General features: G+C 49.0%; 30 protein-coding genes and 10 tRNA genes. 8 read left to right on the top strand and 32 right to left on the bottom strand.

Annotated features, from left to right (window positions below; all coding sequences use genetic code 11):
* Nucleotides 1-143: 143 nt before the first annotated feature.
* The 18 genes from KNO72_RS06445 to acpS form a co-directional block, all read right to left on the bottom strand.
* Nucleotides 144-220, bottom strand: a tRNA-Ile gene (locus KNO72_RS06445).
* A gap of 11 nt (nucleotides 221-231) precedes the next feature.
* Nucleotides 232-308: transfer RNA gene (locus KNO72_RS06450), tRNA-Arg, on the bottom strand.
* A 3-nt stretch (nucleotides 309-311) separates the two neighbouring features.
* A tRNA-Leu gene (locus KNO72_RS06455) sits at nucleotides 312-399 on the bottom strand.
* Nucleotides 400-422: 23 nt separating this feature from the next.
* Nucleotides 423-498, bottom strand: a tRNA-Lys gene (locus KNO72_RS06460).
* 10 nt (nucleotides 499-508) lie between these two features.
* Nucleotides 509-580: transfer RNA gene (locus KNO72_RS06465), tRNA-Gln, on the bottom strand.
* A 7-nt stretch (nucleotides 581-587) separates the two neighbouring features.
* Nucleotides 588-663, bottom strand: a tRNA-Asp gene (locus KNO72_RS06470).
* A gap of 21 nt (nucleotides 664-684) precedes the next feature.
* A tRNA-Val gene (locus tag KNO72_RS06475) sits at nucleotides 685-760 on the bottom strand.
* Nucleotides 761-764: 4 nt separating this feature from the next.
* Nucleotides 765-839 (bottom strand) — tRNA-Glu (locus KNO72_RS06480).
* A gap of 28 nt (nucleotides 840-867) precedes the next feature.
* Nucleotides 868-959 (bottom strand) — tRNA-Ser (locus tag KNO72_RS06485).
* Between the two features lie 9 nt (nucleotides 960-968).
* A tRNA-Asn gene (locus tag KNO72_RS06490) sits at nucleotides 969-1,043 on the bottom strand.
* Between the two features lie 204 nt (nucleotides 1,044-1,247).
* A complete protein-coding gene (locus KNO72_RS06495; protein ID WP_214757560.1) occupies nucleotides 1,248-3,377 on the bottom strand; it encodes a Tex family protein in 2,130 nt (709 codons plus the stop codon).
* A 69-nt stretch (nucleotides 3,378-3,446) separates the two neighbouring features.
* Nucleotides 3,447-4,247 (bottom strand): RNA polymerase sigma factor SigB, encoded by an 801-nt coding sequence (gene sigB / locus KNO72_RS06500; RefSeq protein WP_015880560.1) that lies wholly within the window; start codon nucleotides 4,245-4,247, stop codon nucleotides 3,447-3,449.
* Complete coding sequence (gene rsbW / locus KNO72_RS06505) at nucleotides 4,213-4,692, bottom strand: anti-sigma B factor RsbW (protein WP_015880559.1); 480 nt, start codon at nucleotides 4,690-4,692, stop codon at nucleotides 4,213-4,215. The genes sigB and rsbW overlap by 35 nt, the downstream gene beginning before the upstream one ends.
* Entirely contained in the window at nucleotides 4,689-5,015 is a 327-nt protein-coding gene (locus KNO72_RS06510) for an STAS domain-containing protein (protein WP_015880558.1), read from the bottom strand. The genes rsbW and KNO72_RS06510 overlap by 4 nt, the downstream gene beginning before the upstream one ends.
* A gap of 140 nt (nucleotides 5,016-5,155) precedes the next feature.
* Nucleotides 5,156-5,506, bottom strand: a complete 351-nt coding sequence (locus tag KNO72_RS06515; RefSeq protein WP_026824472.1) for a type II toxin-antitoxin system PemK/MazF family toxin — start codon at nucleotides 5,504-5,506, stop codon at nucleotides 5,156-5,158.
* A gap of 5 nt (nucleotides 5,507-5,511) precedes the next feature.
* Nucleotides 5,512-5,790 carry a hypothetical protein gene (locus KNO72_RS06520; RefSeq protein ID WP_078146158.1) on the bottom strand — a complete coding sequence of 93 codons (279 nt, stop codon included), beginning with the start codon at nucleotides 5,788-5,790 and terminating at the stop codon, nucleotides 5,512-5,514.
* Nucleotides 5,791-5,919: 129 nt separating this feature from the next.
* Nucleotides 5,920-6,996 (bottom strand): alanine racemase, encoded by a 1,077-nt coding sequence (gene alr, locus KNO72_RS06525; RefSeq protein ID WP_214685168.1) that lies wholly within the window; start codon nucleotides 6,994-6,996, stop codon nucleotides 5,920-5,922.
* Nucleotides 6,983-7,351, bottom strand: a complete 369-nt coding sequence (acpS, locus tag KNO72_RS06530) for a holo-ACP synthase (protein ID WP_031424460.1) — start codon at nucleotides 7,349-7,351, stop codon at nucleotides 6,983-6,985. Before acpS ends, alr begins: the two co-directional genes overlap by 14 nt.
* A gap of 63 nt (nucleotides 7,352-7,414) precedes the next feature.
* Between acpS and KNO72_RS06535 the strand changes: the two genes are divergently transcribed.
* Nucleotides 7,415-8,140, top strand: a complete 726-nt coding sequence (locus KNO72_RS06535) for a rhomboid family intramembrane serine protease (RefSeq protein WP_078146156.1) — start codon at nucleotides 7,415-7,417, stop codon at nucleotides 8,138-8,140.
* A gap of 44 nt (nucleotides 8,141-8,184) precedes the next feature.
* Here KNO72_RS06535 and KNO72_RS06540 read toward each other — a convergent pair whose 3' ends face one another.
* From KNO72_RS06540 to KNO72_RS06550, 3 genes are read right to left on the bottom strand one after another with little or no spacing between them, the layout of a single operon-like run.
* Nucleotides 8,185-8,502, bottom strand: coding sequence for a hypothetical protein (locus tag KNO72_RS06540; RefSeq protein ID WP_015880545.1), 318 nt, complete (start codon nucleotides 8,500-8,502; stop codon nucleotides 8,185-8,187).
* 33 nt (nucleotides 8,503-8,535) lie between these two features.
* On the bottom strand, nucleotides 8,536-9,018 hold the full coding sequence (locus tag KNO72_RS06545) for a hypothetical protein (protein ID WP_240499776.1): 483 nt from the start codon (nucleotides 9,016-9,018) through the stop codon (nucleotides 8,536-8,538).
* The gene (locus KNO72_RS06550) at nucleotides 9,011-9,286 is read right to left on the bottom strand and encodes a 4a-hydroxytetrahydrobiopterin dehydratase (protein WP_078146155.1); all 276 of its coding nucleotides are present in this window, start codon (nucleotides 9,284-9,286) and stop codon (nucleotides 9,011-9,013) included. The genes KNO72_RS06545 and KNO72_RS06550 overlap by 8 nt, the downstream gene beginning before the upstream one ends.
* A 140-nt stretch (nucleotides 9,287-9,426) precedes the next feature.
* On the opposite strand from KNO72_RS06550, the gene KNO72_RS06555 reads away from it, so the two are divergent.
* Both KNO72_RS06555 and KNO72_RS06560 read left to right on the top strand, forming a co-directional pair.
* Entirely contained in the window at nucleotides 9,427-9,960 is a 534-nt protein-coding gene (locus tag KNO72_RS06555) for a cysteine hydrolase family protein (RefSeq protein ID WP_074034877.1), read from the top strand.
* 22 nt (nucleotides 9,961-9,982) lie between these two features.
* On the top strand, nucleotides 9,983-11,428 hold the full coding sequence (locus KNO72_RS06560) for a nicotinate phosphoribosyltransferase (protein ID WP_214757562.1): 1,446 nt from the start codon (nucleotides 9,983-9,985) through the stop codon (nucleotides 11,426-11,428).
* A 36-nt stretch (nucleotides 11,429-11,464) separates the two neighbouring features.
* Here KNO72_RS06560 and KNO72_RS06565 read toward each other — a convergent pair whose 3' ends face one another.
* Nucleotides 11,465-11,767: a hypothetical protein gene (locus tag KNO72_RS06565; RefSeq protein ID WP_078146153.1), complete on the bottom strand. Its 303-nt coding sequence runs from the start codon at nucleotides 11,765-11,767 to the stop codon at nucleotides 11,465-11,467.
* Nucleotides 11,768-11,880: 113 nt separating this feature from the next.
* Here KNO72_RS06565 and KNO72_RS06570 point away from each other — a divergent pair, with 113 nt between their 5' ends.
* Nucleotides 11,881-12,354 carry a YwpF-like family protein gene (locus KNO72_RS06570; protein WP_031424441.1) on the top strand — a complete coding sequence of 158 codons (474 nt, stop codon included), beginning with the start codon at nucleotides 11,881-11,883 and terminating at the stop codon, nucleotides 12,352-12,354.
* A gap of 72 nt (nucleotides 12,355-12,426) precedes the next feature.
* Here the strand turns inward: KNO72_RS06570 and KNO72_RS06575 are convergent, their stop codons facing one another.
* From KNO72_RS06575 to KNO72_RS06585, 3 genes are all read right to left on the bottom strand, one after another.
* Complete coding sequence (locus KNO72_RS06575) at nucleotides 12,427-12,903, bottom strand: DUF456 domain-containing protein (protein WP_031424439.1); 477 nt, start codon at nucleotides 12,901-12,903, stop codon at nucleotides 12,427-12,429.
* Nucleotides 12,904-12,913: 10 nt separating this feature from the next.
* The gene (locus KNO72_RS06580; RefSeq protein ID WP_214688868.1) at nucleotides 12,914-13,513 is read right to left on the bottom strand and encodes a histidine phosphatase family protein; all 600 of its coding nucleotides are present in this window, start codon (nucleotides 13,511-13,513) and stop codon (nucleotides 12,914-12,916) included.
* Nucleotides 13,514-13,576: 63 nt separating this feature from the next.
* A complete protein-coding gene (locus KNO72_RS06585) occupies nucleotides 13,577-14,512 on the bottom strand; it encodes an alpha/beta hydrolase (protein WP_078146151.1) in 936 nt (311 codons plus the stop codon).
* Between the two features lie 173 nt (nucleotides 14,513-14,685).
* Here KNO72_RS06585 and KNO72_RS06590 point away from each other — a divergent pair, with 173 nt between their 5' ends.
* Nucleotides 14,686-15,687, top strand: coding sequence for a metal ABC transporter solute-binding protein, Zn/Mn family (locus KNO72_RS06590; protein WP_214688870.1), 1,002 nt, complete (start codon nucleotides 14,686-14,688; stop codon nucleotides 15,685-15,687).
* A gap of 39 nt (nucleotides 15,688-15,726) precedes the next feature.
* Here the strand turns inward: KNO72_RS06590 and KNO72_RS06595 are convergent, their stop codons facing one another.
* The 5 genes from KNO72_RS06595 to KNO72_RS06615 form a co-directional block, all read right to left on the bottom strand.
* Complete coding sequence (locus KNO72_RS06595; RefSeq protein ID WP_214685158.1) at nucleotides 15,727-16,173, bottom strand: hypothetical protein; 447 nt, start codon at nucleotides 16,171-16,173, stop codon at nucleotides 15,727-15,729.
* 52 nt (nucleotides 16,174-16,225) lie between these two features.
* Complete coding sequence (locus KNO72_RS06600) at nucleotides 16,226-16,681, bottom strand: hypothetical protein (protein ID WP_214685157.1); 456 nt, start codon at nucleotides 16,679-16,681, stop codon at nucleotides 16,226-16,228.
* An 84-nt stretch (nucleotides 16,682-16,765) separates the two neighbouring features.
* Nucleotides 16,766-18,211 (bottom strand): alanine/glycine:cation symporter family protein, encoded by a 1,446-nt coding sequence (locus KNO72_RS06605; protein ID WP_078146147.1) that lies wholly within the window; start codon nucleotides 18,209-18,211, stop codon nucleotides 16,766-16,768.
* Between the two features lie 189 nt (nucleotides 18,212-18,400).
* Nucleotides 18,401-20,866 (bottom strand): CoA-disulfide reductase, encoded by a 2,466-nt coding sequence (locus tag KNO72_RS06610; RefSeq protein ID WP_214685156.1) that lies wholly within the window; start codon nucleotides 20,864-20,866, stop codon nucleotides 18,401-18,403.
* A complete protein-coding gene (locus KNO72_RS06615) occupies nucleotides 20,863-21,168 on the bottom strand; it encodes a rhodanese-like domain-containing protein (protein ID WP_015880530.1) in 306 nt (101 codons plus the stop codon). The genes KNO72_RS06610 and KNO72_RS06615 overlap by 4 nt, the downstream gene beginning before the upstream one ends.
* 277 nt (nucleotides 21,169-21,445) lie before the next feature.
* Here KNO72_RS06615 and KNO72_RS06620 point away from each other — a divergent pair, with 277 nt between their 5' ends.
* The 3 genes from KNO72_RS06620 to KNO72_RS06630 all read left to right on the top strand — a co-directional run bounded on the left by KNO72_RS06620 (nucleotide 21,446) and on the right by KNO72_RS06630 (nucleotide 23,246).
* Complete coding sequence (locus KNO72_RS06620; protein WP_015880529.1) at nucleotides 21,446-21,712, top strand: metal-sensitive transcriptional regulator; 267 nt, start codon at nucleotides 21,446-21,448, stop codon at nucleotides 21,710-21,712.
* Nucleotides 21,713-21,779: 67 nt separating this feature from the next.
* Nucleotides 21,780-22,211, top strand: a complete 432-nt coding sequence (locus tag KNO72_RS06625; protein WP_015880528.1) for a type III secretion system chaperone family protein — start codon at nucleotides 21,780-21,782, stop codon at nucleotides 22,209-22,211.
* Between the two features lie 90 nt (nucleotides 22,212-22,301).
* The gene (locus KNO72_RS06630) at nucleotides 22,302-23,246 is read left to right on the top strand and encodes a DUF4003 family protein (protein WP_240499775.1); all 945 of its coding nucleotides are present in this window, start codon (nucleotides 22,302-22,304) and stop codon (nucleotides 23,244-23,246) included.
* 21 nt (nucleotides 23,247-23,267) lie between these two features.
* Here the strand turns inward: KNO72_RS06630 and KNO72_RS06635 are convergent, their stop codons facing one another.
* Both KNO72_RS06635 and KNO72_RS06640 read right to left on the bottom strand, forming a co-directional pair.
* Complete coding sequence (locus KNO72_RS06635; RefSeq protein WP_078146145.1) at nucleotides 23,268-23,990, bottom strand: YwiC-like family protein; 723 nt, start codon at nucleotides 23,988-23,990, stop codon at nucleotides 23,268-23,270.
* Nucleotides 23,991-24,070: 80 nt separating this feature from the next.
* Nucleotides 24,071-24,712 carry a YitT family protein gene (locus KNO72_RS06640; protein ID WP_214685155.1) on the bottom strand — a complete coding sequence of 214 codons (642 nt, stop codon included), beginning with the start codon at nucleotides 24,710-24,712 and terminating at the stop codon, nucleotides 24,071-24,073.
* Nucleotides 24,713-24,860 lie beyond the last annotated feature (148 nt).

Below are 24,860 nucleotides of genomic sequence, written 5' to 3' on the forward strand. Positions count from 1 at the left end.
CCGCCAGCGTTCGTCCTGAGCCAGGATCAAACTCTCCAAAGAATTTGATATAGCTCTTAAATTGACGAAGCTTGCGCTTCATTCAAAAAATGTAAAACTTATTTTTGCCTCATCGTTCAGTTTTCAAAGTTCGTCAGTTTAAATGGTGGGCCTAAGTGGACTCGAACCACCGACCTCACGCTTATCAGGCGTGCGCTCTAACCGGCTGAGCTATAGGCCCATAAAAAAGAATGGTGCACCCTGAGAGATTCGAACTCCCGGCCTTTAGATTCGTAGTCTAACGCTCTATCCAGCTGAGCTAAGGGTGCATATGGTGCGGTCGAGAGGACTTGAACCTCCACGGTGTTAACCACCACTAGGCCCTCAACCTAGCGCGTCTACCGATTCCGCCACGACCGCAGCGTATAAAGTTAAAAAGAAAATGGTGAGTCATGCAGGGCTCGAACCTGCGACCCTCTGATTAAAAGTCAGATGCTCTACCAACTGAGCTAATGACTCAAATAAAAAGCTGGGCTGGAAGGGATCGAACCTTCGCATGTCGGAATCAAAATCCGATGCCTTACCACTTGGCTACAGCCCAACGTAAATGGCGGTCTTGACGGGATTCGAACCCGCGATCTCCTGCGTGACAGGCAGGCATGTTAACCCCTACACCACAAGACCAGATTACGTTTTTATTTGAAATGGTGGAGGATGACGGGATCGAACCGCCGACCCCCTGCTTGTAAGGCAGGTGCTCTCCCAGCTGAGCTAATCCTCCATATTGGTGACCCGTACGGGATTCGAACCCGTGTTACCGCCGTGAAAGGGCGGTGTCTTAACCGCTTGACCAACGGGCCAGTGTATGTGTCTTCTAAGTAATTTAAGTGGCGGAGACGGAGGGATTCGAACCCTCGCACCGGTTTCCCAGCCTACTCCCTTAGCAGGGGAGCCCCTTATAGCCTCTTGGGTACGTCTCCAAAATAAAATGGCTCCGCAAGTAGGATTTGAACCTACGACCTACCGGTTAACAGCCGGTTGCTCTACCACTGAGCTATTGCGGAACGTTGCTTGAAATTATCGAAATAACAATTTATATTGTAACCGCAAACCAGAAACCTGTCAATCACTTTCTTAGAAAAACTTTTATTTCGCGTGCCGTCTCTCGGCGACTTCTATAAGATAACACGGTGAAAAAAGACCGTCAACACTTTTTCGAAAAAAAATCAGGTAAAATGAAAAACATTTTACCTGATTCGAGTTTCTTCTTATTTACTGTTCGGTGCAAGCATCGTCAAACTAATCCGCCCCCGATTTACATCGACCTGTTCGATCCATACGGTCACGATGTCACCAACCGCCACGACATCTAATGGATGCTTCACGTATCGATTCGATAATTTCGAAATGTGGACCAAACCATCTTGCTTCACCCCAATGTCTACGAACGCACCAAAATCAATAACGTTTCGGACGGTTCCTTGGAATTCCATACCGACTTGAAGGTCCTCGAGACTCATGACGTCCGTGCGTAATAACGGTTTCTGGATATCTTCTCGCGGGTCACGACCTGGTTTGGCTAATGATTTCAAAATGTCTTCAACTGTCGGAAGTCCCGCCTCTAGTTGTTCACTTAAAGCTTTGGCATCGACTTGTTGCAATCGTTCTCGAAGCGCAGCCGTACCGACCTCTGATTTTGAAGATCCGATCTCTTTTAAAATGGATAACGCGAGCGGATAGCTTTCCGGGTGGATCTCCGTCTGGTCGAGAACGTCCTTCCCGTTCATGATCCGTAAGAATCCAGCCGCCTGCTCAAACGCCTTCGCTCCAAGACGAGGTACTTTCTTAATTTCCTTTCTCGTTTCAAAGCGTCCATTCTCTTCACGATATGCCACAATATTTTTCGCCGTCGTTTTATTGAGTCCTGAGACGTACGTCAATAAAGACTCGGAAGCACGGTTCACATCGATCCCGACCATGTTGACCACGCTCTCGACGACGAACTCTAAGGAGGCCTTCAGTTTATTCTGGCTGACGTCATGCTGATATTGTCCGACACCGACTGATTGCGGGTCGACTTTGACGAGTTCCGCCATCGCATCTTGAATTCGGCGTGCAATCGAGACGGCTGACCGTTCCTCAACTTTCAAATCCGGGAATTCACTTCGTGCGACTTCCGATGCCGAGTAGACACTTGCTCCCGCTTCGTTCACAATCGCGTAAGCAATGTCACGTTCCGCTTTCTTCAACCAGTCGGCGACGAATTGTTCCGTCTCCCGTGAGGCGGTTCCGTTTCCGACGACGATAACCGAGATTGGATATTTCTTCGCGAGTCTCGTCAGTACTTTTTCAGCACCGACGATATCGTGTTTCGGTGCAGTTGGATAGAAGACGCCGACTTCTTCGACTTTCCCAATCTCATTGACGACTGCCCATTTACAACCAGTTCGATAAGCCGGGTCGATTCCTAAGACGACGACTTCGCGTAGGGGCGGTTGCATATAGAGTTGTTTCAAGTTTTTTGAGAAAACATCGATCGCCTGCTCTTCTGCCTTTTCTGTCAGCTCCCCACGAATCTCTCGTTCGATGGCGGGGAAGACCGACTTCTTGTACGCCTCCGTCACAGCTACCTCGACAACCTCACGCTTTTCTTTCGGAAGTCGTTCGTATGTACGGAGGGCTTGATCCATGAAGCGCGACTCGTCAAACACCACCTTCACTTGGAGCACGTCCGTGCGTTCCCCACGGTTCAAGGCGAGTACACGGTGCGGGACAATGCCAGCAATCTTCTCTTCATATTCATAATACTGCGCAAAAATCTCTTTTTCGTCTTCCGCTTGTTTTTTCTTCTTCGAGCGCAAGAGTCCTTCTTTTCGTACACGATCGCGAAGCATCTGGCGCAGTTTCGCTTCTTCGCCCCATTCTTCGCCGATGATCGCATGAACGAGCGGCAACGCCTCTTCTACCTTGACGTCTTGAGAAAATTCTTTTACCTTGTCCGAAGAATAGGGTGATTTGTCCCGGAACCAGTCCGCAAGCGGCTGCAGTCCTTTCTCACGTCCCTGTTCTGCTTTCGTGCGTCGTTTTGGACGATAGGGCAAGTAGATGTCTTCCACTTGTTGAAGGGTTGTCGCCGCCTCTAACGCTTTCGTTAGTTCAGGCGTGTTTTTTTCCAACTCTTCTAATTTAGCCAGGACATCCGCCTTGCGTTTTTGCAGGCTCTCTTCATATTGAAGAGCATCCAAGATTCCTTTAATTTCAACTTCGTCCAAATTCCCCGTCATTTCCTTCCGATAACGGGCCATGAACGGAATCGTTGCCCCTTCAGATGCGAGCTGCTGAACCGTCTCGACTTGGTTCACTTTCAAGTTTAACGCGTTAGCCACTTTCGTAATCACTTGAATCACTTCCTTTTTTGATCTCTTTCAAAGTGTAGCAAACATTCAAACAAAAAAGCGATGACTCGATTAGTCATCGCTTGAGAATACTTCATTGAGTGGGACCTTGATGGCTTCACGCAGCTTTTCGAGTGCTCGCCGTTGCAAACGGGACACATGCATCTGCGAGATTCCAAGAAGTTCTCCTGTCTCTTTTTGACTCATATTCTTATAGTAGGCGCATTCCAAGATGGCGCGTTCACGCTCGTTTAAGACATTGAACGCTTTCTCTAAAATGAGACGCTGATCGACTGATTCGTACCCGCGCTCTTGGCTACCGACCAAGTCGAGTAATGTGACCGTACTACCTTCGTTATCCGCTTCGATTGAACTATCAACCGACAAGGCTTGATAACTTTTGCCCATCTCGAGCGTTTCGAGAATTTCTTCATCGGACACGCCGAGATGATCGGCAATTTCATCGATTCGTGGCGAACGTTGTAATTCGGTCGTCAACTCCTCGACTGTCTTCTTAATTTTTGGACCGAGTTCTTTGATTCGACGTGGCACGTGGACACTCCACGTCTTGTCACGAATGAATCGCTTGATTTCGCCGATGATGGTCGGGACAGCAAACGACTCGAAGCTACGACCAAATTCCGGGTCAAATCGACGAAGTGCCGCCAGTAACCCAATCATCCCAACTTGCACAAGATCGTCGTGAATCGCACGACCACGCGAGAATTTACGCGCGAGTGCTTCAACGAGGTCAGAATAGCGGTTGATGAGGAGCATTTGCACTTCTTCGTTTTGATCGTCTTGTTGATAGCGTTCAATCCACTCTAGTACCTCGTCATCACTGTGATGGCGTTGTTGAGATTTTGCTGGCACTCTGATCCACCTCGTCCCTATTGAGGAGTTTTGTCATCGTCACTTTGACACCGTTGTCTTTATTGATCGAGACATCGTCCATTAATGCTTCGATCAAGAAGAGACCAAGTCCTCCTTCATGGAGCGATTCAATCTCGGTCGTCTCTTCGACCGGAGCGGCTTGACGCTTCACATCATCTGCGAATGTCTTCCCTGAATCCTCAATCGTGATTTCAAGACGATCTGCGTAGACGCCACAAGCGAGTTTGACCTCTCCATCTTGATGATCGTCATAAGCATGTTGGACGGCGTTGCCACATGCTTCCGAGACCGCGATTTTAATATCTTCGATCTCGTCGTACGTATATCCCATACGGTTAGCGATTCCTGAAACGACTAATCGAACCACACCGACATATTCGGGTTTGGCCGGGAACGTCATGACCGTCTGTTCAACATTATTCATTGCGTGCCACCTCTTACGTTCGAATTAATAGAAAGAAGTTTGTGAAGACCCGTCAATTCGAACAGACGATTGACTCGGTCTGTGACTCCGACAAGTGACAACTCTTTTTCGTTGCGCGTGGCAATCTTTAATGCCCCGACGAACACACCAAGACCTGTCGAATCCATATACTCCACTTCGTCTAAATGAACGACCACATCTTGCTCACTGATGGCCGGATGCAATACTTCTTTCAATTTTGGTGCAGTATATGTATCCACTTCTCCGGATACGTAAAGGTGTAATTGTTCTCCAATGACTTGCTCGCGAATCGCTAAATCCATCGTCTATTCCCTCCTAAATGTCCGTACAGAAAAATTGAGTACGATTAACTTAAATTCCCCTCTAACAAAATCTTAAACCACTTTTTTTAAAAAGTTTAAAAAAAGACCGATACCTATGTACCAGTCTTATCTATGTAAGGCTAGAGAGGGATCAATCCCATACTGATCTCTAGCGCTCTGTCCACTTTATGCATCGTCTCATCATCGAGATGAGTGACTTTATCCGTCAGACGACGCTTATCAATCGTTCGAATCTGTTCAAGCAAAATCACAGAATCTCGTTCGAGTCCGTGCTTCTCTTGATATACTTCCACATGAGTCGGCAGTTTTGCTTTTTGAATCTGAGCTGTAATCGCAGCGACAATGACGGTCGGGCTAAAGCGATTGCCGATGTCGTTCTGTACGATGAGAACGGGTCGAACGCCACCTTGCTCTGAGCCGACTACGGGCGACAGATTCGCATAAAACACGTCACCACGCTTTACGATCACGTTGCTCACACCCCACTTACTTGACGTAAGAGAGCGTGTTCGGCTTCGGTTTCAATCATTAGCATCTCTTCTGCCATATTCAAGTTAAACGCGGCCATCTCTTGATAGCCTCTCGCCAATTCTTCACGCAGTGTTTGTTGTCGATCAGCAATTTCTTTAGACAAGTATGTCACTACATCGTTCAAGGACAGTGTTTCACGGTCTTTCATCGAAATCGGACCCCCTTGTTGCGAGAACCGATCTGGGACGGACGCTAGCGCACCCGCAGTTCGCTGCTTCAACATCTTACACCTCCAGAATCGTTTCATGGACTGGCGGAAATTCTCCCGCGTTCTTTATCAATATAACACGCGGGAATGGGAAAATATAGAGAAATCGAGAAAGAATTCAGATAATTTCACACGATTTATGATTCACACATAAAGACGTGGCAATCGGCTCGTGAATTGGCAAACGATCTCATAGTTGATCGTCCCAAGATATGAGGCGAGTTCATCAATGGCGACGTTTCCACCGACAAGGGTCACGTCCGTCCCTACAGGAAACTCCTTTGGAAGTCGGATCATGAAGCGGTCCATACAGACGCGTCCCACGATCGGACAACGAATCCCATTGACCTCCACTTCAAATCCGCTCGCCTTTCGTAACCAGCCGTCCGCATATCCGACCGGAACGGTACCAATCCATTCATCGGCTGACGTTGTATACGTCGCGCCGTAACTGATTGTCTGACCTGCCTCTAGCCGCTTCACCTGCATGAGCTGACTTTTTAGTGTGAAGGCCGGGCGCAGGAACGAATAGAATGTCTCCATCTCACGTGACGGATATAACCCATAGAGCGCGATGCCGACACGAACCAGATTATAAGGAACGTCTTGTCCGGCCATTCGGATGGCCCCGGCCGAGTTCGACGTATGGATATAGCGGAACCGCTCGTGGAGACCATCCATCAAACGTTCGAACCGCTCTTGCTGTGTATAATACAGATTGCTATCGAGCTCATCCGCCGTTGCGAAGTGGGTATAGATTCCTTCCACCACAAACGAATCGGTCGCTTCTTCAAGTAAGGCATCCAACTGTTCACGGGTACGAAGTCCGAGGCGTCCCATCCCGGTATCGACTTTGATATGAACCGTCAACGGCTTTTCTTCTATATATGGAGCTGCCTCTCGTAACCATTCGGCAGAAAATACGGACAACGTGATCCCCTGTTCTGCCGCCACTCCGGCATATTCAGGGAATTGCGCTTCCATGACGAGAATCGGTGCTTCGATTCCCGCATCGCGGAGTTCGAGCGCTTCCTCGAGTAACGCGACCCCGAGCATCGTCGCTCCGTTCTCCAGGGCGATCTTCGCCACTTCGATGGCCCCATGTCCGTAGGCATTCGCTTTGACGACCGCCATGAGGTCCTGCGGAATCCGTCTCGTTAATTCTTTTATATTATGGACGATGGACGCCCGATCAATCTCGATTCGACTAGGACGAAACATGATGTCCCTCCTCTTCTAAGATGACTTGTGCGATGGCGTATGTTTGACTATGGCTGATGCTGACATGGATTTTCCCCGCAAACGGCGCGGTCATGACAGGTCGACCCGTCTCATCCGGTAAAATTTCAATATGACGCCAGGATAACCCGTGTGCGATGCCAGTCCCGATTGCCTTGGCGTAAGCTTCTTTCGCGGCAAAGCGACCCGAGACAAACTCGATTTGACGCGGGAGCGGATACTGTTGAGACAGTTCATATTCCGCATCGGTGAGCAGCCGTTTTAAAAAACGTGGTTGTTTCATCGAGCGAGCCATCCGATCAAGCTCGACGATATCGACTCCGATTCCTACAATCACAGGACACTCGCTCCTTTCCTTTTTTCCCCGTTTCCTTATACAATTGAGGAAAGAGGTGATGTTATGTTTAGTCGTACGGAAAATGTTCAAACGTTTGTACGGGCATATCCACTCGTAACGCTGTTCATTGTAATCCAACTCCTTGTGTTTGTCATCGATTCTTTCGCTCCTGGTTTACGAATCGTGGCGACGGGAGGGTCGTTCCATTTGGCACTCGCGGACGGACAATGGTACCGCTTGGTCACGGCCAACTTCATTCATTTGAGTCTCGGTCACTTGCTGTTCAACTCGTTCGCACTGATCATCTTCGGACCGGCGATGGAACGAATGGTCGGACACGTGAAATTTGCCTTGTTTTATGTATTCGCTGGAGCGCTCGCCAACCTGCTCACGTATTTCACTGTCAGTAACTTGTTTTATCTACAAGCCGGGGCGTCAGGCGCCATCTTGGCCATTCTCGGATTCTACGTATTCATCGGTCGTTTCCGTCGCACGTTGATGTACAGCCAAGATGCCCGCTTGGTCTACATCTTCGTCGCTATCAGTGCCGTTTTCACATTGATTGGTTCGAACGTTTCCCTTTGGGGACATGTGTACGGGTTCTTGGCCGGATTCTTACTTGCCATCCCACTCTCACGTTTCACCGTCCCGTATACGCGCCCGATGCGCTACGGGAAGTATAAGCAACGTTCGTACACGCCCCCTGTCATTCATTCCGGGGACGGAAAGTGGTTTTTCTACATCATCATCGGACTGGCCATCTTCGGATTATTGGCACAGTTCTTATAAAGAAGGTACGAAAAATGGCCAAGCGAAATCGCTTGGCCATTTGATTAGATTTGATTTTTATGACGAGCCTCTTGAAGCGCATCCACTAAGTCTTTCACGTCTTCGACGAGGTTTTGAATCGTATCTTGGTTTTCTTCGTAAAGCGATTTCCATTCCATGACACGGTCTTTCAAGTTGCCTTTCGATGACGCTTGTAGACCGACCGCATGTGCCTCAGTCGACGTATTCGATGATTTCAACTTCGACTTGATGCCTTTCAGTTGTCTCACTTGTTGATCGCGCGTTTCGCTATGGAGAAGTGATGCCGCTGCGCCGATTACCGCACCCGCAGCCATCCCCAACCAGAAATAATTCTTGTTCATAAAAATCCTCCCCTAACATGACGTTATCTTTTATTATAGATTATCTGACTCACTGACGACATAGTGTTTTATGACGGGACCTGCACCGCGCTGTTCGACCGCTCGCTTCAAGCGGTCTTCAAGGATTGCATAGTCCTCTGTATCACGAAAGTGTTTCCCACCAGACGTGAACTGAATAAAGACAACGGCATGATTATCATCCGGGTCGACACCTAATCGGTATGCCGAAAACCCATCATGACTGACACCGAGTGGCGCCTTTTCCGTCAACAAGTGGTGAAACAACAGGGAGCGGGCATTCTCATCTGCCGGAACGTTCGCGTATAAAATGTTCCCTTTTTTCACGAATTCGCCCGACGCCTCTTCAATTTCAAACACTTTACCGCTCTTGAACGGAGACTTCTCTCCTTCTGCGAGCAAAATCGTTTCGTGTCCATTCGCCGCGATGACGCCTGGCTCCTTTCGAAGACGCTCCGCCACGCTGCCTGACGCAAAAGTCATATAGAGCTTAGACAAGTTCCTCACACCCTTTCGCGAGTGTGATGTCTTTCTCCGTAATGCCCCCTTCGTCATGGGTCGAGACGGTCAATGTCACGTTCCGATATTCAATCAAGATGTTCGGATGATGATCGAGCGATTCAGCCAAATCTGCTACAAGATGCACGAACTGAATGGCCTCCGGAAATGTTTCCAGCCGATACGTCTTTTGAATCTCCCCGTTCACTTCTTCCCAACCGTTCAACCGTGACAGTTCCTCTGTCAATTCACTTTGCGATAATACCATCGTCACAATCCCCTTTCCCTATACAGTCTACTGTCTTAATCTACCCAAACCGAAGAAAAATAATCTTCCGTGCATGATGTATAATGAATTAGAATGAGATGGACAGCCATCATTTTCATTACGAGAGAGGAGCATCTCCCATGCGCGCATTGATTGTTATTGATTATACATTTGATTTTATCGCAGACAGTGGTCGTTTGACTTGTGGGAAACCCGGGCAAGAGATTGAAGAACGGATCGTCGAATTGATCGGGACATTCGCAACGGATGACTATGTCGTCATCGCGAACGACGTCCATGATGCAGGTGACACGTTCCACCCTGAAACGACGTTGTTCCCACCGCACAATATCCGCGGGACAGAGGGCCGTGAGTTGTACGGTTCTGTGAAGGAAGCTGCAAAACAGGCAGACCACTGGATTGATAAGACACGTTATAGTGCCTTTGCCGGAACTGACCTTGACCTGCGTCTTCGGGAACGCGGAATCACAGAAGTTCATCTCGTCGGTGTCTGCACGGATATTTGTGTACTCCATACAGCCGTAGATGCCTACAACCTCGGTTATCAAATCGTCGTCCATGCCGATGCCGTTCAAAGCTTCAACCCGGTCGGCCATGAATGGGCGCTCGAACATTTCGTCACAACACTCGGTGCGACAGTCGTCGGAAAGTGACGTAAAACAGAAAGGAAATCATATGTTACATCGTAATTTAGCCCTTCACACAGATCTTTATCTTCCACGTTGGATGTATATTTACTGGAAGCAAGGTCGCCATAATGAAAAGGTCGTCTTCGACCTTTACTATCGCTCGAATCCATTTAGTGGTGGTTATGTCGTCTTCGCCGGACTCGAGAATATCGTTCACTACTTAGAGAACGTCTCCTTTACGGAGGCGGACATCACCTATTTGAAAGAGCAACTCGGATTCGAAGATGAATTCGAAGACGTCTTACGGAACTTTAAGTTCACTGGTTCACTATATAGTGTTCGCGAAGGAGAAGTCATCTTCCCACATGAACAAGTCGTTCGGATTGAATCGACCATCTTTGAAGCGAAGCTGTTCCAAACGGCGCTACTCAATATCGCGAACCATGAATCACTCATCGCCACGAAGTATGCCCGGATTCGTCAGGCTGCTCCGAACGAGACACTCCTTGAAGGAGGAGCTCGTCGCGCGCAAGGTGTCGATGCGGCTTACTACGGAACGCGTGCGGCTTACATCGCTGGTTTTGATGTGACAAGTCTCGTGTCAGCCGGTCGTGACTTTGATGTCCCGACAGGAGGAACGATGGAGCATGCTGATATTCAGTTCCACGATGATGAATTGAGCGCATTCCGTTCATTCGCTGAAATGTATCCGGACAACACGAGCCTTCTCATCGACACGTATGACACACTCAAGTCTGGTCTGCCGAATGCGATTACGGTCGCAAAAGAGCTCGAGACGAAGGGCCATCGTCTCAAGTCAGTACGACTCGACTCTGGAGACCTCGCCTACTTGTCGAAGCGTGCCCGGAAGGCGTTGAATGAAGCAGGGCTCGACTACGTCAAAATCGTCGTCTCTGGGGATTTGGATGAGTATGTCATCCAGGACTTACGGATGCAAGGCGCAGAGGCCGATACGTTCCTCGTTGGGACACGCGGCATCACGGCTTACGAGCAGCCGGCACTCGGGATGGTCTATAAGCTCGTCGCGCGTGAGGATGAATCTGGTGAATTAAAGCCGGTCATCAAAGTATCTTCTTCCAAGGTGAAGACGACGACTCCTCACAAGAAAGAGTTGTATCGCATCATCGACAACGAAACGAAAAAGTTCAAAGGCGACTATATCGCCCTCGCCGATGAACCGGTCGAATCGTACACCGAGATCGACTTGATTGACGTCCGTGACCCGGCCTTCAAGATCAAGACACGTAACTTCAACGTGAAACGCTTGTTGCAACCAATCTTCCTTGATGGGAAACGCGTATACGACCTTCCAAGCACAAGTGAGATTCGTGCATATCATCACGAGCAGATGAACGGATTGTGGGAAGAGTACAAGCGTCTCCGTTTACCGGAAGTGTATTCGGTGACATTCAGCAAGCCACTATGGGATTTAAAACTCGATATGATTCGCAAAACGCGGGTACCAAAATAAAAAAACGGCTGTGGGTGCATACCCACAGCCGTTTTTTTATACCATCGTCATCTCGCCTGCTTGGCTTTGATCTTCTTTTCTCCGAAAGTAAAGCGCAATCGACAAAGAGAGCAATATCAAGACAAAATAGACGGTCCGTTGCCAAAACGTCGCTTCGGTGTCTCCTTGGAACAACGCAATGATATAATCGCTCCCACTGACTAAAAACAATCCGGCAAGCAAGAGAAAAATCCGATAGCCGGCCCGACTCCGCTCCCGTTTCACTTTGAAGAAAAGGACACCATAATAGACGATTGCGAGAATCGTCACATACCCGATTACGCCAACAACCCAACTCATCTTGATGCCTCCCTCACTCTCTATTTTTCTGTTTCTTCCCCGTTATCTTAACACATTCTATTCCTCAGACTGTGTTAAGATGGTCTAAAGAAAACGCGGAAAGGAACGATCCCATGAAAACGTTTCGCCTCGTCCAAGTCCGACTCGTCCAAGACGAATACGGCAATGAACTGAATTTACCGATCGATTTACTCGATGGGTTAATCATCTCGAAGGAGCACGATTCAGAATGGCTCCTCGAAATGCTCGTGCCGACCGAGTCGGCTGTCACGCTCCATCATTACTTAAACAAACGCATCCTCATCCTCGCTGAAGCCGTCATCACGTCGCCAACGAACGCCCCGGCTGCGCTCGCACTGACGTTCACGAGCGAGAGGGCCTTGAACGACCATCATACGTTCGTCGCTGAAGGACTCATGTTGATGCCGAAACAAGACGCGACGAAGCAAGTACTCGATTCGTTGATCCAAGATGGCGTCGCCACCTCGAATTTAAAGCCCGCCTTCTTCGAGAAAAAAGTCGAAATGCAACAATCGTTCAGTCGCTCCGCTTTCAATCAATTGGTCAAAACCGGGTCATTTGAATAATCGGATGACCTGTTTTTCTTTCCCCAAAACCATTCACCTTTCAAACTAAAAAGACGGAGAAACATCTCCGCCTCACACGTAGATAAAGAATAGGATGATCATCATCGTCATCCCGATCACTTTTAAGAGCGTGCTGCCGAGAAAGGCGAGAACGGTGCCGACGCCGATGCTCCACGCTTCACGTGTCGTCTTCCCAAGTGTCAACTCCGCCAAGAAAGCGAAGATGAACGGGAAAATCAAAACCCCGACGAGCGGGAAAATAAACGGTCCCGCAATCAAACCGATTGTCGCACCCCATTTCGCTCGCTCCGAACCGCCTCGCTTATCCACTGTAGCCCGGGTGACGACATAGTCGACGCCGAACAAGAAGACGAGGAAGACCGATTGCCATACCCAGAATGTCCAGGTCAATGGTTCAAACGAAAAACCGAATCCATAAATCATGTATCCGATGAACAAGAACAAGACACTCGGGATGACTGGATAGATGAGTCCTGCAAAAGCGACCACAAATGATGCGATAATGAATACCCATAGTAAGGTCGTCATGACATTCTCCTCATTTCATAATGGTCGGATCGGTGATATGGTCAGCCACGTTGACCGCCTTCACTTCAAACTGACCTTGTTGATGGGTGATATAGTTCGAGCAGGCGTTTCGCATGGCGTGACGGAACGTATATGCCCCATCGATGGCAGAAAGCGCCGCTTTGATTGCATGAGAATGGCAGACGACAATGATGCGTTTGCCAGAATACGTATCCACCAAATGATTCATTCCTTCTAAGACCCGTGTACGCATCTCGTCTTCCGTTTCGAGACCCGGAATCTGATTCTGGTCATCCGCTTGAACCGCCTCGTAAATCCCTTTCACGGGCTGCCCGGATGCCGCTCCGAATTCACGTTCAATGAAACGCTCATCTAGCAGAATCGCTTTATGTTCGATGCCACAGGCTGTCGCAATGGCTTGTGCGGTGTGAACCGCACGTGACAAGGGACTCGAGACGATGACGTCCCACTTCTCTTGACTCAAAAAAGCTGCACTCTCCTCTGCCTGTTGACGTCCGAGTGCATTCAACGGATTATCTTCACGCCCTTGAATAATTTCTAAACGGTTCCAATCGGTCTGGCCGTGTCTGACTAAACATAACTCTGTCACTACTTCCACTCCTTACTCTTTCAATCATCCCCCATCGTACCATCTTCCCTAAAAATCGCAACGTCATCCGAGGCATTCTTCAATAAAACGATTGATTCTGGCCATGAGTTGCTCTTCTTTGATTGGATTATCCGATTGAAGGAAGCTCGCCAGCGAGTGGGTACCATTCGGAAAGGAGATGAGTTGAACGTTCGCGCCGACGTCACTCGCATGTTCGACGAAGTGAAGCGCTTGGCCGAACGGGACAATCGGATCTTTCTTCCCGTGTAGCAGTAAAATCGGCGGGGCATCGGCATATAGATGGGAGACCGGGGAGCATTTTACCATCAACTCACGCCATTCCTCACGGCTTCCTTCATAGAACTTTAAGTGAGCGAGCCACGTCTGGATAAATTTGAACAATAAAAAGTTTGTCGGTGGATACAAGGCGATGACCCCTTTGATGGTCGGGAGGTCGTCTCCCAAATCGCCCGCAAATTGTCGATGACGATCGAGCGCAGCCGCAAGCATGAGCGCGGCGCCTGCTGAGTCCCCCCAAACGAGTAGTTGACTTGTATCTAGCGTCAAAAGCGATTCATGTTGTTTCAAATAGCACAGGGCATCAGAAACATCAAAAATATTGTCAGGGAAGTACACCCCGTCTTCAAATAGACGGTAATCGATGCTGACGACCGCGATCCCTTTCCCCAAAAAGTGGTCGAGCAACGGATGAAACAGTGTCACCATACTCCGATTCCCTCTGACGAACGCTCCCCCATGAGCATATACCGCCACCGGGAACGGTCCCTCCCCAGGGGGGAGATACAAATCAAATTGGAGCGGACGATCGTGAACAATTTTATACGTGTACGTGTGGCGCCGGCGTGTTGTCGGTTGAATCGGCAACTTGGGTTCTTGCCATCTGACAAGGGACCCGTACTGACTCCACACGCTAGCCCCGGCTGCCGTCGCCGCAGCAATCGCCGCACCCCCGACAAACCAGGCAGTCTCCTTTCTCATACAATCCACTCCTCGTTCCTTTTTTTAATCATATTCCCGCTTTTTTCAAAAATCTATCCATCAGAAGTCGGACTTGACGTGCTCCGAAGCTCACACTATAATATTACTCGCGGTCATAAAACGTAACAGTTACGATTTAATATTCAGATAACTTGAAAGGTGGAAGATGGAAGATGAAGAAAACTTGGTTAGGCGCAGTCGCAGCCGGTACGCTTTTACTCGGTGCGTGTGGAAATACCGAAGGAGACAACGCATCTGAATCGACAGATGGTCAACTGACCGTCTTCGCTTCAACGTTTGCATTAAAATCATTAGCCGAAGAAATCGGTGGCGACCGCGTCAACGTGGAGATGGTCATTCCACCTGGGGCTGATCCGCATACGTATGAGCCAACTTCAAAGCAAATGACACAAATCGCAGAAGCCGACCTCTTTTTGACGATTGGTCATGACCTTGAACCTTACGTCGAGTCTATGGAGAAGAGTTTAGATGGTCAGAACGTCGCCTTCGTCAAAACAGCCGAGAACGTGAAGTTACTCGATGCGGCGGATACCGTCCATGTCCATGAAGAAGAAGGACATGCTGAAGACGAAGGGCATTCTGAGGACGAGCATGCTAACGAAGAAGCATCACATTCGGAAGATGAGTATGACCACGGAAAGTATGACCCTCACGTTTGGCTCGATCCAACGAATGCTGTATCGATGGCAGAAGCGGTCGAAGCCGCATTCAGTGAGGAAGCACCCGACTATAAGGATGAGTTCGCAGAACGATTAAGCACCTTCAAAGACGAAGCGAACGCCCTCGATGCGGAATTGAAGGCAGCGGTCGAGAACGGTTCGAAATCCGAGTTACTTGTAACGCATGCCGCATACGGCTATTTGGCTGAACGCTATGGTTTCGATCAGTTGCCGATTGCCGGACTTACACCGTCTGAAGAGCCGTCACAACAAGCTCTCAAACGGATCATCGAGGAAGCCCGTCTCCACGACTTGAACTATATCGCATTCGAAGACACGGTCACACCAAAAGTGGCCGAAGTCGTGAAACAAGAGATCGGCGCAGAGAGCGTGACGATCTATAACTTGGAATCGGTCACGAAAGAACAGATGGACAAGAGCTACTTCGACTTGATGCGTGAAAACGTCAAGGCACTTGAGACAGCGTTGAAATAATCAAAATCCCGAAACGAATCAACTCGTTTCGGGATTTTTTTATACTTCTATTCGTCGGTCTAACATCTTCATCGTGACAAGAAGCAGGAGCAGTAGCGATACGATGACGCTCATCATCCAGAAGTCCCCGTCCATGAAGAATGATCGTGTCCACTCTCCTGTACTCAGTCCTAACCACGCTTGACTGACACCAACGCCAATCAGTGCGATTGCACCAAAACGAACCCATGTCATCTGTGGAACGAATCGTTTGCTGACCAAATAACTATTCAATACTAAAAGACCGACATACGCGATGAGAAGGACGTTCCAAGCCGTGTCAAATGAGACAGATACCACCCCGACCGTGACAGCATACCCCCATGTCATGAAGAATACGGCGAATGAGATGAGTGTGATGCGATAAAGCGACTTGAACCCCGTTTGATACGCAAGAAACGGATTGATGAGTAGCCCGAGCCAGATGAGAGCGCCGAACACATCCATGAGCAAATCCCCTTTATACCATTTATTAACAGTATACCATGGGAATTCACTTTCATTCATAATAAATCAAGACGAATTCTTCCTGGGACGAAGCGATCTCACAAAACTGTTGCAACCGGGTCCAATCTTCCCAAATCATCTCGAATTCATCTTTTGCAACGAATGCCATGTCTTTCACATCATCTCGCCCGAACGCATGCAACGTATCTTTGACGATATGAAGTAACTGCGGGGTCAAGATACCGACCACGACCGCCTGCGCCTCATTGACAATCAACTCTTCGCCGACGAGCGCCATTTCCATGTTATACGTGTCGGCCCCGTCGATATATACCTCGATTTGACTAAGTACGCGTTGAAACGGTTCCACATTCGGAAGCGTCAGCGTATCGTCCCGATCCCGATATTGCTCATGCATATGAATCAACCAGTCTAAAATCATCTCCGGATCCTGATTAAATGACACCCAAACTTCTGGGGAAACACGTACATAATGCGTCGTCTCCATACATGAACGCCCCCTTTTTATGACATTACCCGTCTTATATATGTAAAAAAACCGCCTACTTGAATTCGTAGACGGTTCCTTATATCAAGAACGACTTGTTCCTGTTTGTTGTTCCTCTGTTTCGCTTTCCCAAGCTTCGATGTATTCACGACCAGGAAGATTTTCAACCGAGTCGACATAGAAAACTGGATCTTCTCCTTCGCGTCGCTGTGCCAAGTAGTCATCGAGAACGGCGCGAGCCACTTTCGCCAAGCGGAAGATGGCATACAAGTTCACGAGTGCCATGAGACCCATGAACACGTCAGCAATCGACCAAACAAGGCCGGCAGAGCGGACCGCACCAAACAAGACCATGCCGACAACACCGATGCGATAGAGCGTGACATAGATTTTCTTATCCGAGATGAACTGGATATTCGTCTCACCGTAGTAATAGTTTCCAAGAATCGAACTGAACGCAAATAGGAAAATTGCAATCGTCAAGAACGATGTAGCGACTGATCCGATTTCTACTGTCAACGCGGCTTGCGTCAATTCGACACCCGCAAACGACTCTGAACCGGCTACGCCTGAAATCAAGATGATCATCGCTGTCGATGTACAAACGAGCAATGTATCGACAAATACGCTAAACGATTGAATCAATCCTTGTTTGACAGGGTGCGATACTTCCGCTGTCGCAGCGGCGTTCGGTGCAGAACCCATACCCGCTTCGTTCGAGAAGAGACCTCGACGAATCCCTTGAAGTACCATGGCGCCAATCGCCCCTCCGAAGAGTTGCTCAATTCCGAGGACTCCTTCTGAGAAGATGAGGCTGAAGACGTCTGGTAGAAGGGAAACGTTCGTCACCATAATCCAAATCGCGAGTAAGATGTAGCCACCTGCCATGACCGGTACGATGATACTCGACAAGAGTGCGATCGATTGGATCCCACCGAAGACGACAATGGCCGTCACAATCGCGAGGACAACCCCAACGACTGTTGTGCTGATGCCGAACTGGTTACTCACAGAGAGTGAGATCGTATTCGACTGTACCGAGTTGAACGCGAATCCGAATGAGAACGTGATTAAAATCGCGAACAAGACACCTAGCCAACGTTGGCCGAGCGCACGCTCCATATAGTAGGCAGGTCCCCCACGCCATGTGCGTCCATCACGAATCTTGTACACTTGTGCCAACGTACTTTCGACGAATGCAGATGCTGCCCCAATCAACGCAATGAGCCACATCCAGAAAACTGCTCCTGGGCCACCTAGCGCAATCGCTGTCGCCACACCGGCAATGTTACCCGTCCCTACACGAGCTGCCGTTCCGATTGCGAAAGCTTGGAACGAAGACACTTGGCCTTTTTCACGTGCTGTGCCCTCTTTGAACAAGAGGCGGAACATTTCAGGAATCATGCGGAACTGAACGAAGCCCATACGAACTGTAAAATAAAGACCTAACGCGACAAGTACAACGATGAGCACTTGCGACCACAACAAATCGTTCGCTTGCGAAACGAGTTTCTCTACCAATTTCTCCATACTAATCCTCCATCACTCTAAAAATCTCAATAGAAAAAGTCATGTCAACTTTCTTAACATGAATTGAATTATAGGTAAATTATACGAAAATTGCAATATTAATTCGTTTTTCAATATCACCTCGACTCTTTCTAAAAGCAAAAAACGAGCCGGGGAGCGCATCGCAATCCGACTCGTTTTCTATTCCGTTTAGATAAAGAGGTTTAGGTTACCGCCTTCTGCTGCGCCGAGATACGCTGCCACACCACCAAGGTCGACCCCATCAATCAACTCTTCTTCTTTGATACCCATGACATCCATTGACATCGTGCAAGCTACCATTTTCACGCCCGCTTCTTGCGCCGACTTGATCATTTCTTCGACAGAAGGAACGTTCTTATCGCTCATGACTTTCTTCATCATTTTTTGACCGACACCACCGAAGTTCATGTTCGAAAGTGGAAGTTCGCCGGCATGCCCTGGCATCATCATGCCGAACATTTTCTCAAGACCTTGCTTTTTCACTTCCGGCGCGTCCGGTTTGCGGATGACATTGAGTCCCCAGAATGTGAAGAACATCGTCACTTCTTTCCCCATCGCGGCAGCACCTTGCGCAATGATGAGGGATGCGAGTGCGCGGTCGAGGTCTCCGCTGAAGACGACCATTGATGCACCGTCTCCTGCTGGTGCGCCTGCTTGTGGTGCAGCCGGACCTTGTCCTTTTTGAAGGATGGCTTCAACGCGTCCGTTAACGAATTGTTTCGAGACGAGTTTGTTTCCTGTCTTCTTCGCCCATGCTTCAATATCTGCGAAAAATCCTGGGTCACTTGCGAGAACACGGAGCGTTTCGCCTTCCCCGAGTTCTGCGACTTTCTTATTTACTTCTAAAATAGGTCCCGGGCATTGTAGACCACATGTGTCTAACATGACCGCTTCCCCGATTGGTGCATTTGTCATTTGTGTTGGCTCCTCTTCTACAACGGTAGCCGCTGTTTCATTTGATGTGTTCGCTTCTTCAAGCGCCTCGAAATCACGCTTGATTTGCGACCACGTCTTGTAGCCACCGCTCAAGTTTTTCACCTTAAAGCCGTTTTGACGTAAGATGCGTGATGCGAGATAGCCACGAAGACCGACTTGGCACGTCACGTAAATCGTTTCACTCCGGTCGTAGTTGTCCAAGTTTTCTCGTAATGAGTTGAGTGGTACATTGATCGACCCTGGAATCTTTCCGAGTTCATGCTCGGATTCATCTCGAACGTCTAATAACGTCGCTCCATTTTCCACGAGCTCATCGATTTCATCCCAATGCACGACTTCATTGTCACCGTGGACGACGTTCGACGCGACATACCCGATCATATTGACCGGATCTTTCGCCGAGCTGAACGGTGGTGCGTAACTGAGCTCAAGGTCAGGTAGATCGAGGACTGTCAAACCGCCCTTCATCGCCGTCGCAATGACGTCGATGCGTTTGTCGACTCCATTGATCCCAACGCCTTGCGCACCGTAGATCTCACCCGTTGTCGGATGGAACAAGAGTTTGAGTGACACCGGCGTCGATCCTGGATAATAGCCGGCATGTGAACCGGGGTGCACGTGGACGGCTTCATACGTCTTACCAGCCGCCTTCAACCGTTTTTCATTCCATCCTGTCGATGCGACCGTCATATCAAACACTTTGGCGATTCCCGTTCCCATCGTTCCATTGTATTTCACGTCACGACCGTTAATGATATCCGCAACGAGACGGCCTTGACGGTTCGCTGGCCATGCGAGTGGCACAACAGTTGGTTCTTTGAAAACGTAGTCGAGTACTTCGACCGCATCCCCGATCGCATAAATCGACGGGTCAGATGTCATCATTTTTTCGTTTACTCGGATTGCACCGCGCGTGCCTGTTTCAAGGCCGGCTTCACGCGCAATCGTCGATTCCGGTGTAACCCCAATCGACATGATGACCATATCTGTATCGATGACACGACCGCTCGTCAAATGCACCTTCTTCCCTTTTTCAGAGAATGAAGAAACGCCATCTGACAATTGAAGCTCGACGCCATGCAAGCGCATGTGTTCATGGATTGGCGCCACCATCTCACGGTCGAGTGGTGTCATGACTTGATCTGCCATCTCGACGAGAGTCACTTCAACGCCACGCTCACGTAAATTTTCTGCCATCTCAATCCCGATAAAGCCTCCACCAATCACGGTCGCATGCTTCGGCGCCTTGTCATCAACGTAGCCACGGATTTTATCTGTGTCCGGAATGTTGCGAAGCGTGAAAATAGCTTCTGCCTCATCGATTCCAGGGATGTTTGGACGAATCTGTTTCGCTCCCGGTGACAGGATGAGAACGTCGTATGACTCGTCATACGTTTCGCCTGTGTGAACGTGTTTCACCGTCACTGTTTTCTCTTCACGGTTAATTTTAATGACTTCCGTCAAATTGCGGATATCGAGTTGGAAACGCTTGTTCATCCCTTCAACGGTTTGAACGAGGAGTTTTTGACGGTCTTGGATGACATCTCCGATATAGTATGGAAGACCACAGTTCGCGAACGAGATGTACTCTCCACGGTCGAACATAACGATATGGTCTTCTTCATTTAATCGACGAAGACGCGCTGCTGCAGATGCACCACCTGCTACCCCACCGACGATTACGATTTTTTTACTCATTGTCCATTTCCTCCTCTGACGACTTCTCCTGGCCAACTCATCAAGCCATCTTCTATATTGACCACTTTATAGCCTTTCGCCTCCATTTGCCAAGTCGCTTGCGTGCTACGCGCACCTGAGCGGCAAAGAACGACATATTCTTCAGCTGGATCGAGCGTGTCGATCCACTCTGTCATTTCGGATAACGGATAGTTTTTCGCGCCTTCAATATGTGCTTCTTGAAACTCGTCACGTTCTCGGACGTCGACGATATTTACAGGCACTTCAAAGTCCATTTGACGTTTTAAAGCGGATGCTTTCATCGTTGATCTACCTTTCTTTTTTCAATTCGATTTATACCATTCGGCTTGGTTGCTGGCGTTCAACAAATTTGTGATTTTTTGAACATTTCGCTTCCACGCCATTAATATACCCCCTCGGGTATTTAATTGCAAGAAATAAGTTTGTCGAAATGTCGAATTTTTCAACATCATCCATTTGGATAGTTGATGCTCGACACATACTCCCCCATGTATTAAGATGAGCCTACACAATAAATAGTTGGGTAACTGAACAATTTTTCCTATAGAGGTGAATGATATGGAACCGTATGTATACGATGCAAAAGTATTGAATCGCATGAAACGAGTGGAAGGACAAATTCGTGCCATCATCCGGATGATGGAGGAAGGAAAAGAATGTCGCGATGTCGTGACGCAATTAAGTGCCGCACGTTCCGCACTCGATCGCGCTTCGACGATCATTGTGGCTAAGAACTTGGAACAATGTATCATCACCGCTCAAGCAGATGGCGAAGATACGTCCGAAACGGTGGAAGAAGCCATTAAAATGTTGATGAAACGCTAGTTCCCCTTGCTTTCCCTGTCCAAATGGGAGAAAGTTAGAGTAACGACTTACTAAGGGGGATTTCCTTGTGAACTTCGAAGAAAAAGTAGAATCATTTAGAGCGCTCGCCGCTGAACGCAACATGACGTTCAAAGAGAGCGACACTGAAACGCACGTCACGTTCTTGACGCGTGAAACAACAAAATCCGGGGCTCAGCCCGTTATGATTATCGCTTTTAACAAAAAGACGACAGATGCTGAGTTGTATGCTGCTACCGTCACGCACGTCCCAGATTACGTAGAAGATTTACCGATTCTTAATGCCTTGAACGAGTTCAACCAGGAGTTCAAATACTTCCGTTGTGTACTCGACAGCGATCGCGATGTCACACTCGCCTCGACACTCGACCTCGACCTCGGTTTCTCACCAGAGATCATCTTGCAACACTCATTCATGATGTTCCAAGCGGCCGACGAAGTGAACGAGTACATGCAGAAGTTGTATACGCAAGTCCAATAACAAACAGCCGCCCCGGACGAATCCAGGGCGGCTGTTTTTGAATCATTCTTTCGAGCGGACTCGTATAAGGAGAAAAAGGAGGAATTGCTGATGATGACACGTTACACCCATTACCTCGAAGCACTCGAAGGAATCAGGGGGGCGACAAAATGGTTCACTGACGATTTCCGACGTTTGATGGCAATCAACTACGCCATGCACGATGCCCCGTTCGATTCGAAACGGTTCGAACACGCTCAAGCGGTTCTGAAACAAAAGACCGGCATGTTCTCAAAATTTCGCGGCAGCAATAATTTCGTCTGGCTGTCGTTTCTCGACGCCAAGTATGAAGACATCGAACCGGCCATCGACGAGGTACTCCGGCTCGACACGTTGCTCGACCGAAAGCACTTCCGCTTCAGTATGTTACGGCCCTTTATCGCGAGCCAACTGATTAACGTTGATGAGCCCGAACGCCGACTCGACGAGGCGAGCGCACTCTATCAGACGTTCAAACGAAATCATCCTTGGCTGACGAGTGAAGAAGACCTGTTGTCCGCCCTCGTTCTCGTTCAAGCGTTCGATGACCACGATGCGTTGAGTCAACGGATTGAGACGTATTATGAAGCGTTGAAAGCACAGCTCCCCCGCTCGAACGAACTCCAACTCGTCTCGCACTTATTCGCCTTTAGTGAGTTATCACCAGATGAGGTCGTCACCCGCTTCTTGGATTGGCACAACTGGCTAAAAAAACAATCCATCGCCGTCAAAAATGAACATCTGCCACCGCTCGCCCTGTTGGCCATCGTCGCGGTCCCGAACGACAATGACGAACGCGACCTGATTGACATCACGAACGCGGAGAAGGAAAAACATCGCTGGTTCCACACACACGCGTTGACCGTCGCCTTGCAACTCGTCGCGGCAAACAACATCAAGGAAGACGCGAGCGATTTACTGTTGCACGGCACGTTCGCGCATTTGCTCGCCATGCAACAAGCTGCGACGGCTGCCGCAACCGTGGCCATCATCTCGAGCACCGCTTCAAGCGACTAAAAAAAGAAGGGTTCCCCCTTCTTAAGAAAATAAATACCAGCTGAGACACCCGAGCACGAACACCGAATTGGCAATTTCGACGATCCCGATCTTCATGATAGGGATCTTTTTACCGTAGAAGACAACCGCTCGGATTAGGCTTGGTGCGTAAGCGAGCGCGAGTAACGGATACCCAAGGACGATGAAAACGGCGACGAGCAAGCCGTGATATCCCCAAGACAGATTGCGATACGACACACTCTTCTTCTCTCGAATCATCGTCTTGACGAAAAAGATACTCCCGAGGAAATAGAGGTACGGCAAGACGAATACCCACACCATCGTCGCGTCGAGCGTACGCGCGCCTAGGTAATAGCTCGCCATCCCACCGATGCAAAATGAGGTGACGGCGCTGACGTCATTCCAGACGTTGCGCTCGTCCTTGATTTTGGCGAAATAGGCGTTCACCAAACCAAACGGAATCATCGCGAGGACGAACCAGACGAGACGCCATTCGGACAGAAACACCGGGATGGCGGCGACGGTGGCAATCGTCAAATACGTGATGACCGTGCGCAACATCTGCTGCGATTTTTTCCGTTGCTTGATGAATTGGAACAAGAAAAATGTGCCCATATAGACGAACAGCCAGGCGATGGCGAACGGGATGTGCGCGAGTGTCCAGCCGCCGACAATGCCGCCGAGTAAGAACGGTAAGATGAGCATCGACCAAGCGCCGTGTTGTTTTGGAATCATCCATTTCATGTGACTCCCTCCTTCTACGTTCAGTGTAGAAGAAAGACGGCTATAAAACTGTGATAAATTTTACAAAACAAAAAACGATCTCAGGCGAGATCGTTTTTTGGTGAAAGTTTGGGTTTGATGACCGCCGGCTTGGTATGTTCAACCACGTCGTCCGCCAACATCTTCGTGACGACCCGACCTGCGATCGAGACCGCGACGAGCGTATACAGTGCATTCGACAATGGTAAATAGATGAGCGAGATCGCCAAGACGATGACATCAAACGTGATGAGAATCGTACCGACAGACACGCCTGTCCATTTCGATAGACCTAAGGCGAATAAGTCATCGCCCCCGGTCGCCCCGCCTGACTTCAAGACGAGACCGAGACCATATCCGGTCACAATCCCACTTGCGATGGCAGCGAACAACGTCGCTGGCCATACTTGAATCTCAAACGTGAGCAAGTCGAGACGGTCCCACATCGCATAACTGAGCGACAAGGATGAAGCGGCTAGTACCGCTTGCCCGACAAAACGCCATCCTTTCCACCATAAAGCGACGATAAAAAATGGGATGTCGAGCACGATCATCGAAATCGCCGGGTCGATATCAAATAAATAACGACCGAGTAGCGATAAACCGACGAACCCGCCTTCCGCCAAACCAAACTGTTCATTCAAATAATAATAACCGAACGCCATGATCAGCGTTCCGAGCACTATGGTAGCAACTCGTTTCATTCCGATTGTCCTCCCCGTTCTTGACGGAGAGGAGGATCCTCAGTCGTAGCTGCGGTTCCATCTGTTCCATCTCCGATCTTCCGTTTGTTGATTGATACACGTGGTTGTAATCAGTCAACGCTAGAAGTCCGGAAGTTGGAACAGAGGC

It is taken from the genome of Exiguobacterium sp. s123 (genome assembly GCF_018617075.1).
GTDB lineage: Bacteria > Bacillota > Bacilli > Exiguobacteriales > Exiguobacteriaceae > Exiguobacterium > Exiguobacterium profundum.

Excerpts from the sequence above, each read along its gene's own strand:
- rsbW (WP_015880559.1), bottom strand. The coding sequence starts at position 4,692 with ATGAATAATGTTGAACAGACGGTCATGACGTTCCCGGCCAAACCCGAA.
- KNO72_RS06510 (WP_015880558.1), bottom strand. The coding sequence starts at position 5,015 with ATGGATTTAGCGATTCGCGAGCAAGTCATTGGAGAACAATTACACCTT.
- KNO72_RS06520 (WP_078146158.1), bottom strand. The coding sequence starts at position 5,790 with ATGTTGAAGCAGCGAACTGCGGGTGCGCTAGCGTCCGTCCCAGATCGG.
- alr (WP_214685168.1), bottom strand. The coding sequence starts at position 6,996 with ATGTTTCGTCCTAGTCGAATCGAGATTGATCGGGCGTCCATCGTCCAT.
- KNO72_RS06535 (WP_078146156.1), top strand. The coding sequence starts at position 7,415 with ATGTTTAGTCGTACGGAAAATGTTCAAACGTTTGTACGGGCATATCCA.
- KNO72_RS06540 (WP_015880545.1), bottom strand. The coding sequence starts at position 8,502 with ATGAACAAGAATTATTTCTGGTTGGGGATGGCTGCGGGTGCGGTAATC.
- KNO72_RS06550 (WP_078146155.1), bottom strand. The coding sequence starts at position 9,286 with ATGGTATTATCGCAAAGTGAATTGACAGAGGAACTGTCACGGTTGAAC.
- KNO72_RS06555 (WP_074034877.1), top strand. The coding sequence starts at position 9,427 with ATGCGCGCATTGATTGTTATTGATTATACATTTGATTTTATCGCAGAC.
- KNO72_RS06560 (WP_214757562.1), top strand. The coding sequence starts at position 9,983 with ATGTTACATCGTAATTTAGCCCTTCACACAGATCTTTATCTTCCACGT.
- KNO72_RS06565 (WP_078146153.1), bottom strand. The coding sequence starts at position 11,767 with ATGAGTTGGGTTGTTGGCGTAATCGGGTATGTGACGATTCTCGCAATC.
- KNO72_RS06570 (WP_031424441.1), top strand. The coding sequence starts at position 11,881 with ATGAAAACGTTTCGCCTCGTCCAAGTCCGACTCGTCCAAGACGAATAC.
- KNO72_RS06575 (WP_031424439.1), bottom strand. The coding sequence starts at position 12,903 with ATGACGACCTTACTATGGGTATTCATTATCGCATCATTTGTGGTCGCT.
- KNO72_RS06585 (WP_078146151.1), bottom strand. The coding sequence starts at position 14,512 with ATGAGAAAGGAGACTGCCTGGTTTGTCGGGGGTGCGGCGATTGCTGCG.
- KNO72_RS06590 (WP_214688870.1), top strand. The coding sequence starts at position 14,686 with ATGAAGAAAACTTGGTTAGGCGCAGTCGCAGCCGGTACGCTTTTACTC.
- KNO72_RS06595 (WP_214685158.1), bottom strand. The coding sequence starts at position 16,173 with ATGGATGTGTTCGGCGCTCTCATCTGGCTCGGGCTACTCATCAATCCG.
- KNO72_RS06600 (WP_214685157.1), bottom strand. The coding sequence starts at position 16,681 with ATGGAGACGACGCATTATGTACGTGTTTCCCCAGAAGTTTGGGTGTCA.
- KNO72_RS06605 (WP_078146147.1), bottom strand. The coding sequence starts at position 18,211 with ATGGAGAAATTGGTAGAGAAACTCGTTTCGCAAGCGAACGATTTGTTG.
- KNO72_RS06610 (WP_214685156.1), bottom strand. The coding sequence starts at position 20,866 with ATGAGTAAAAAAATCGTAATCGTCGGTGGGGTAGCAGGTGGTGCATCT.
- KNO72_RS06615 (WP_015880530.1), bottom strand. The coding sequence starts at position 21,168 with ATGAAAGCATCCGCTTTAAAACGTCAAATGGACTTTGAAGTGCCTGTA.
- KNO72_RS06620 (WP_015880529.1), top strand. The coding sequence starts at position 21,446 with ATGGAACCGTATGTATACGATGCAAAAGTATTGAATCGCATGAAACGA.
- KNO72_RS06630 (WP_240499775.1), top strand. The coding sequence starts at position 22,302 with ATGATGACACGTTACACCCATTACCTCGAAGCACTCGAAGGAATCAGG.
- KNO72_RS06635 (WP_078146145.1), bottom strand. The coding sequence starts at position 23,990 with ATGAAATGGATGATTCCAAAACAACACGGCGCTTGGTCGATGCTCATC.
- KNO72_RS06640 (WP_214685155.1), bottom strand. The coding sequence starts at position 24,712 with ATGAAACGAGTTGCTACCATAGTGCTCGGAACGCTGATCATGGCGTTC.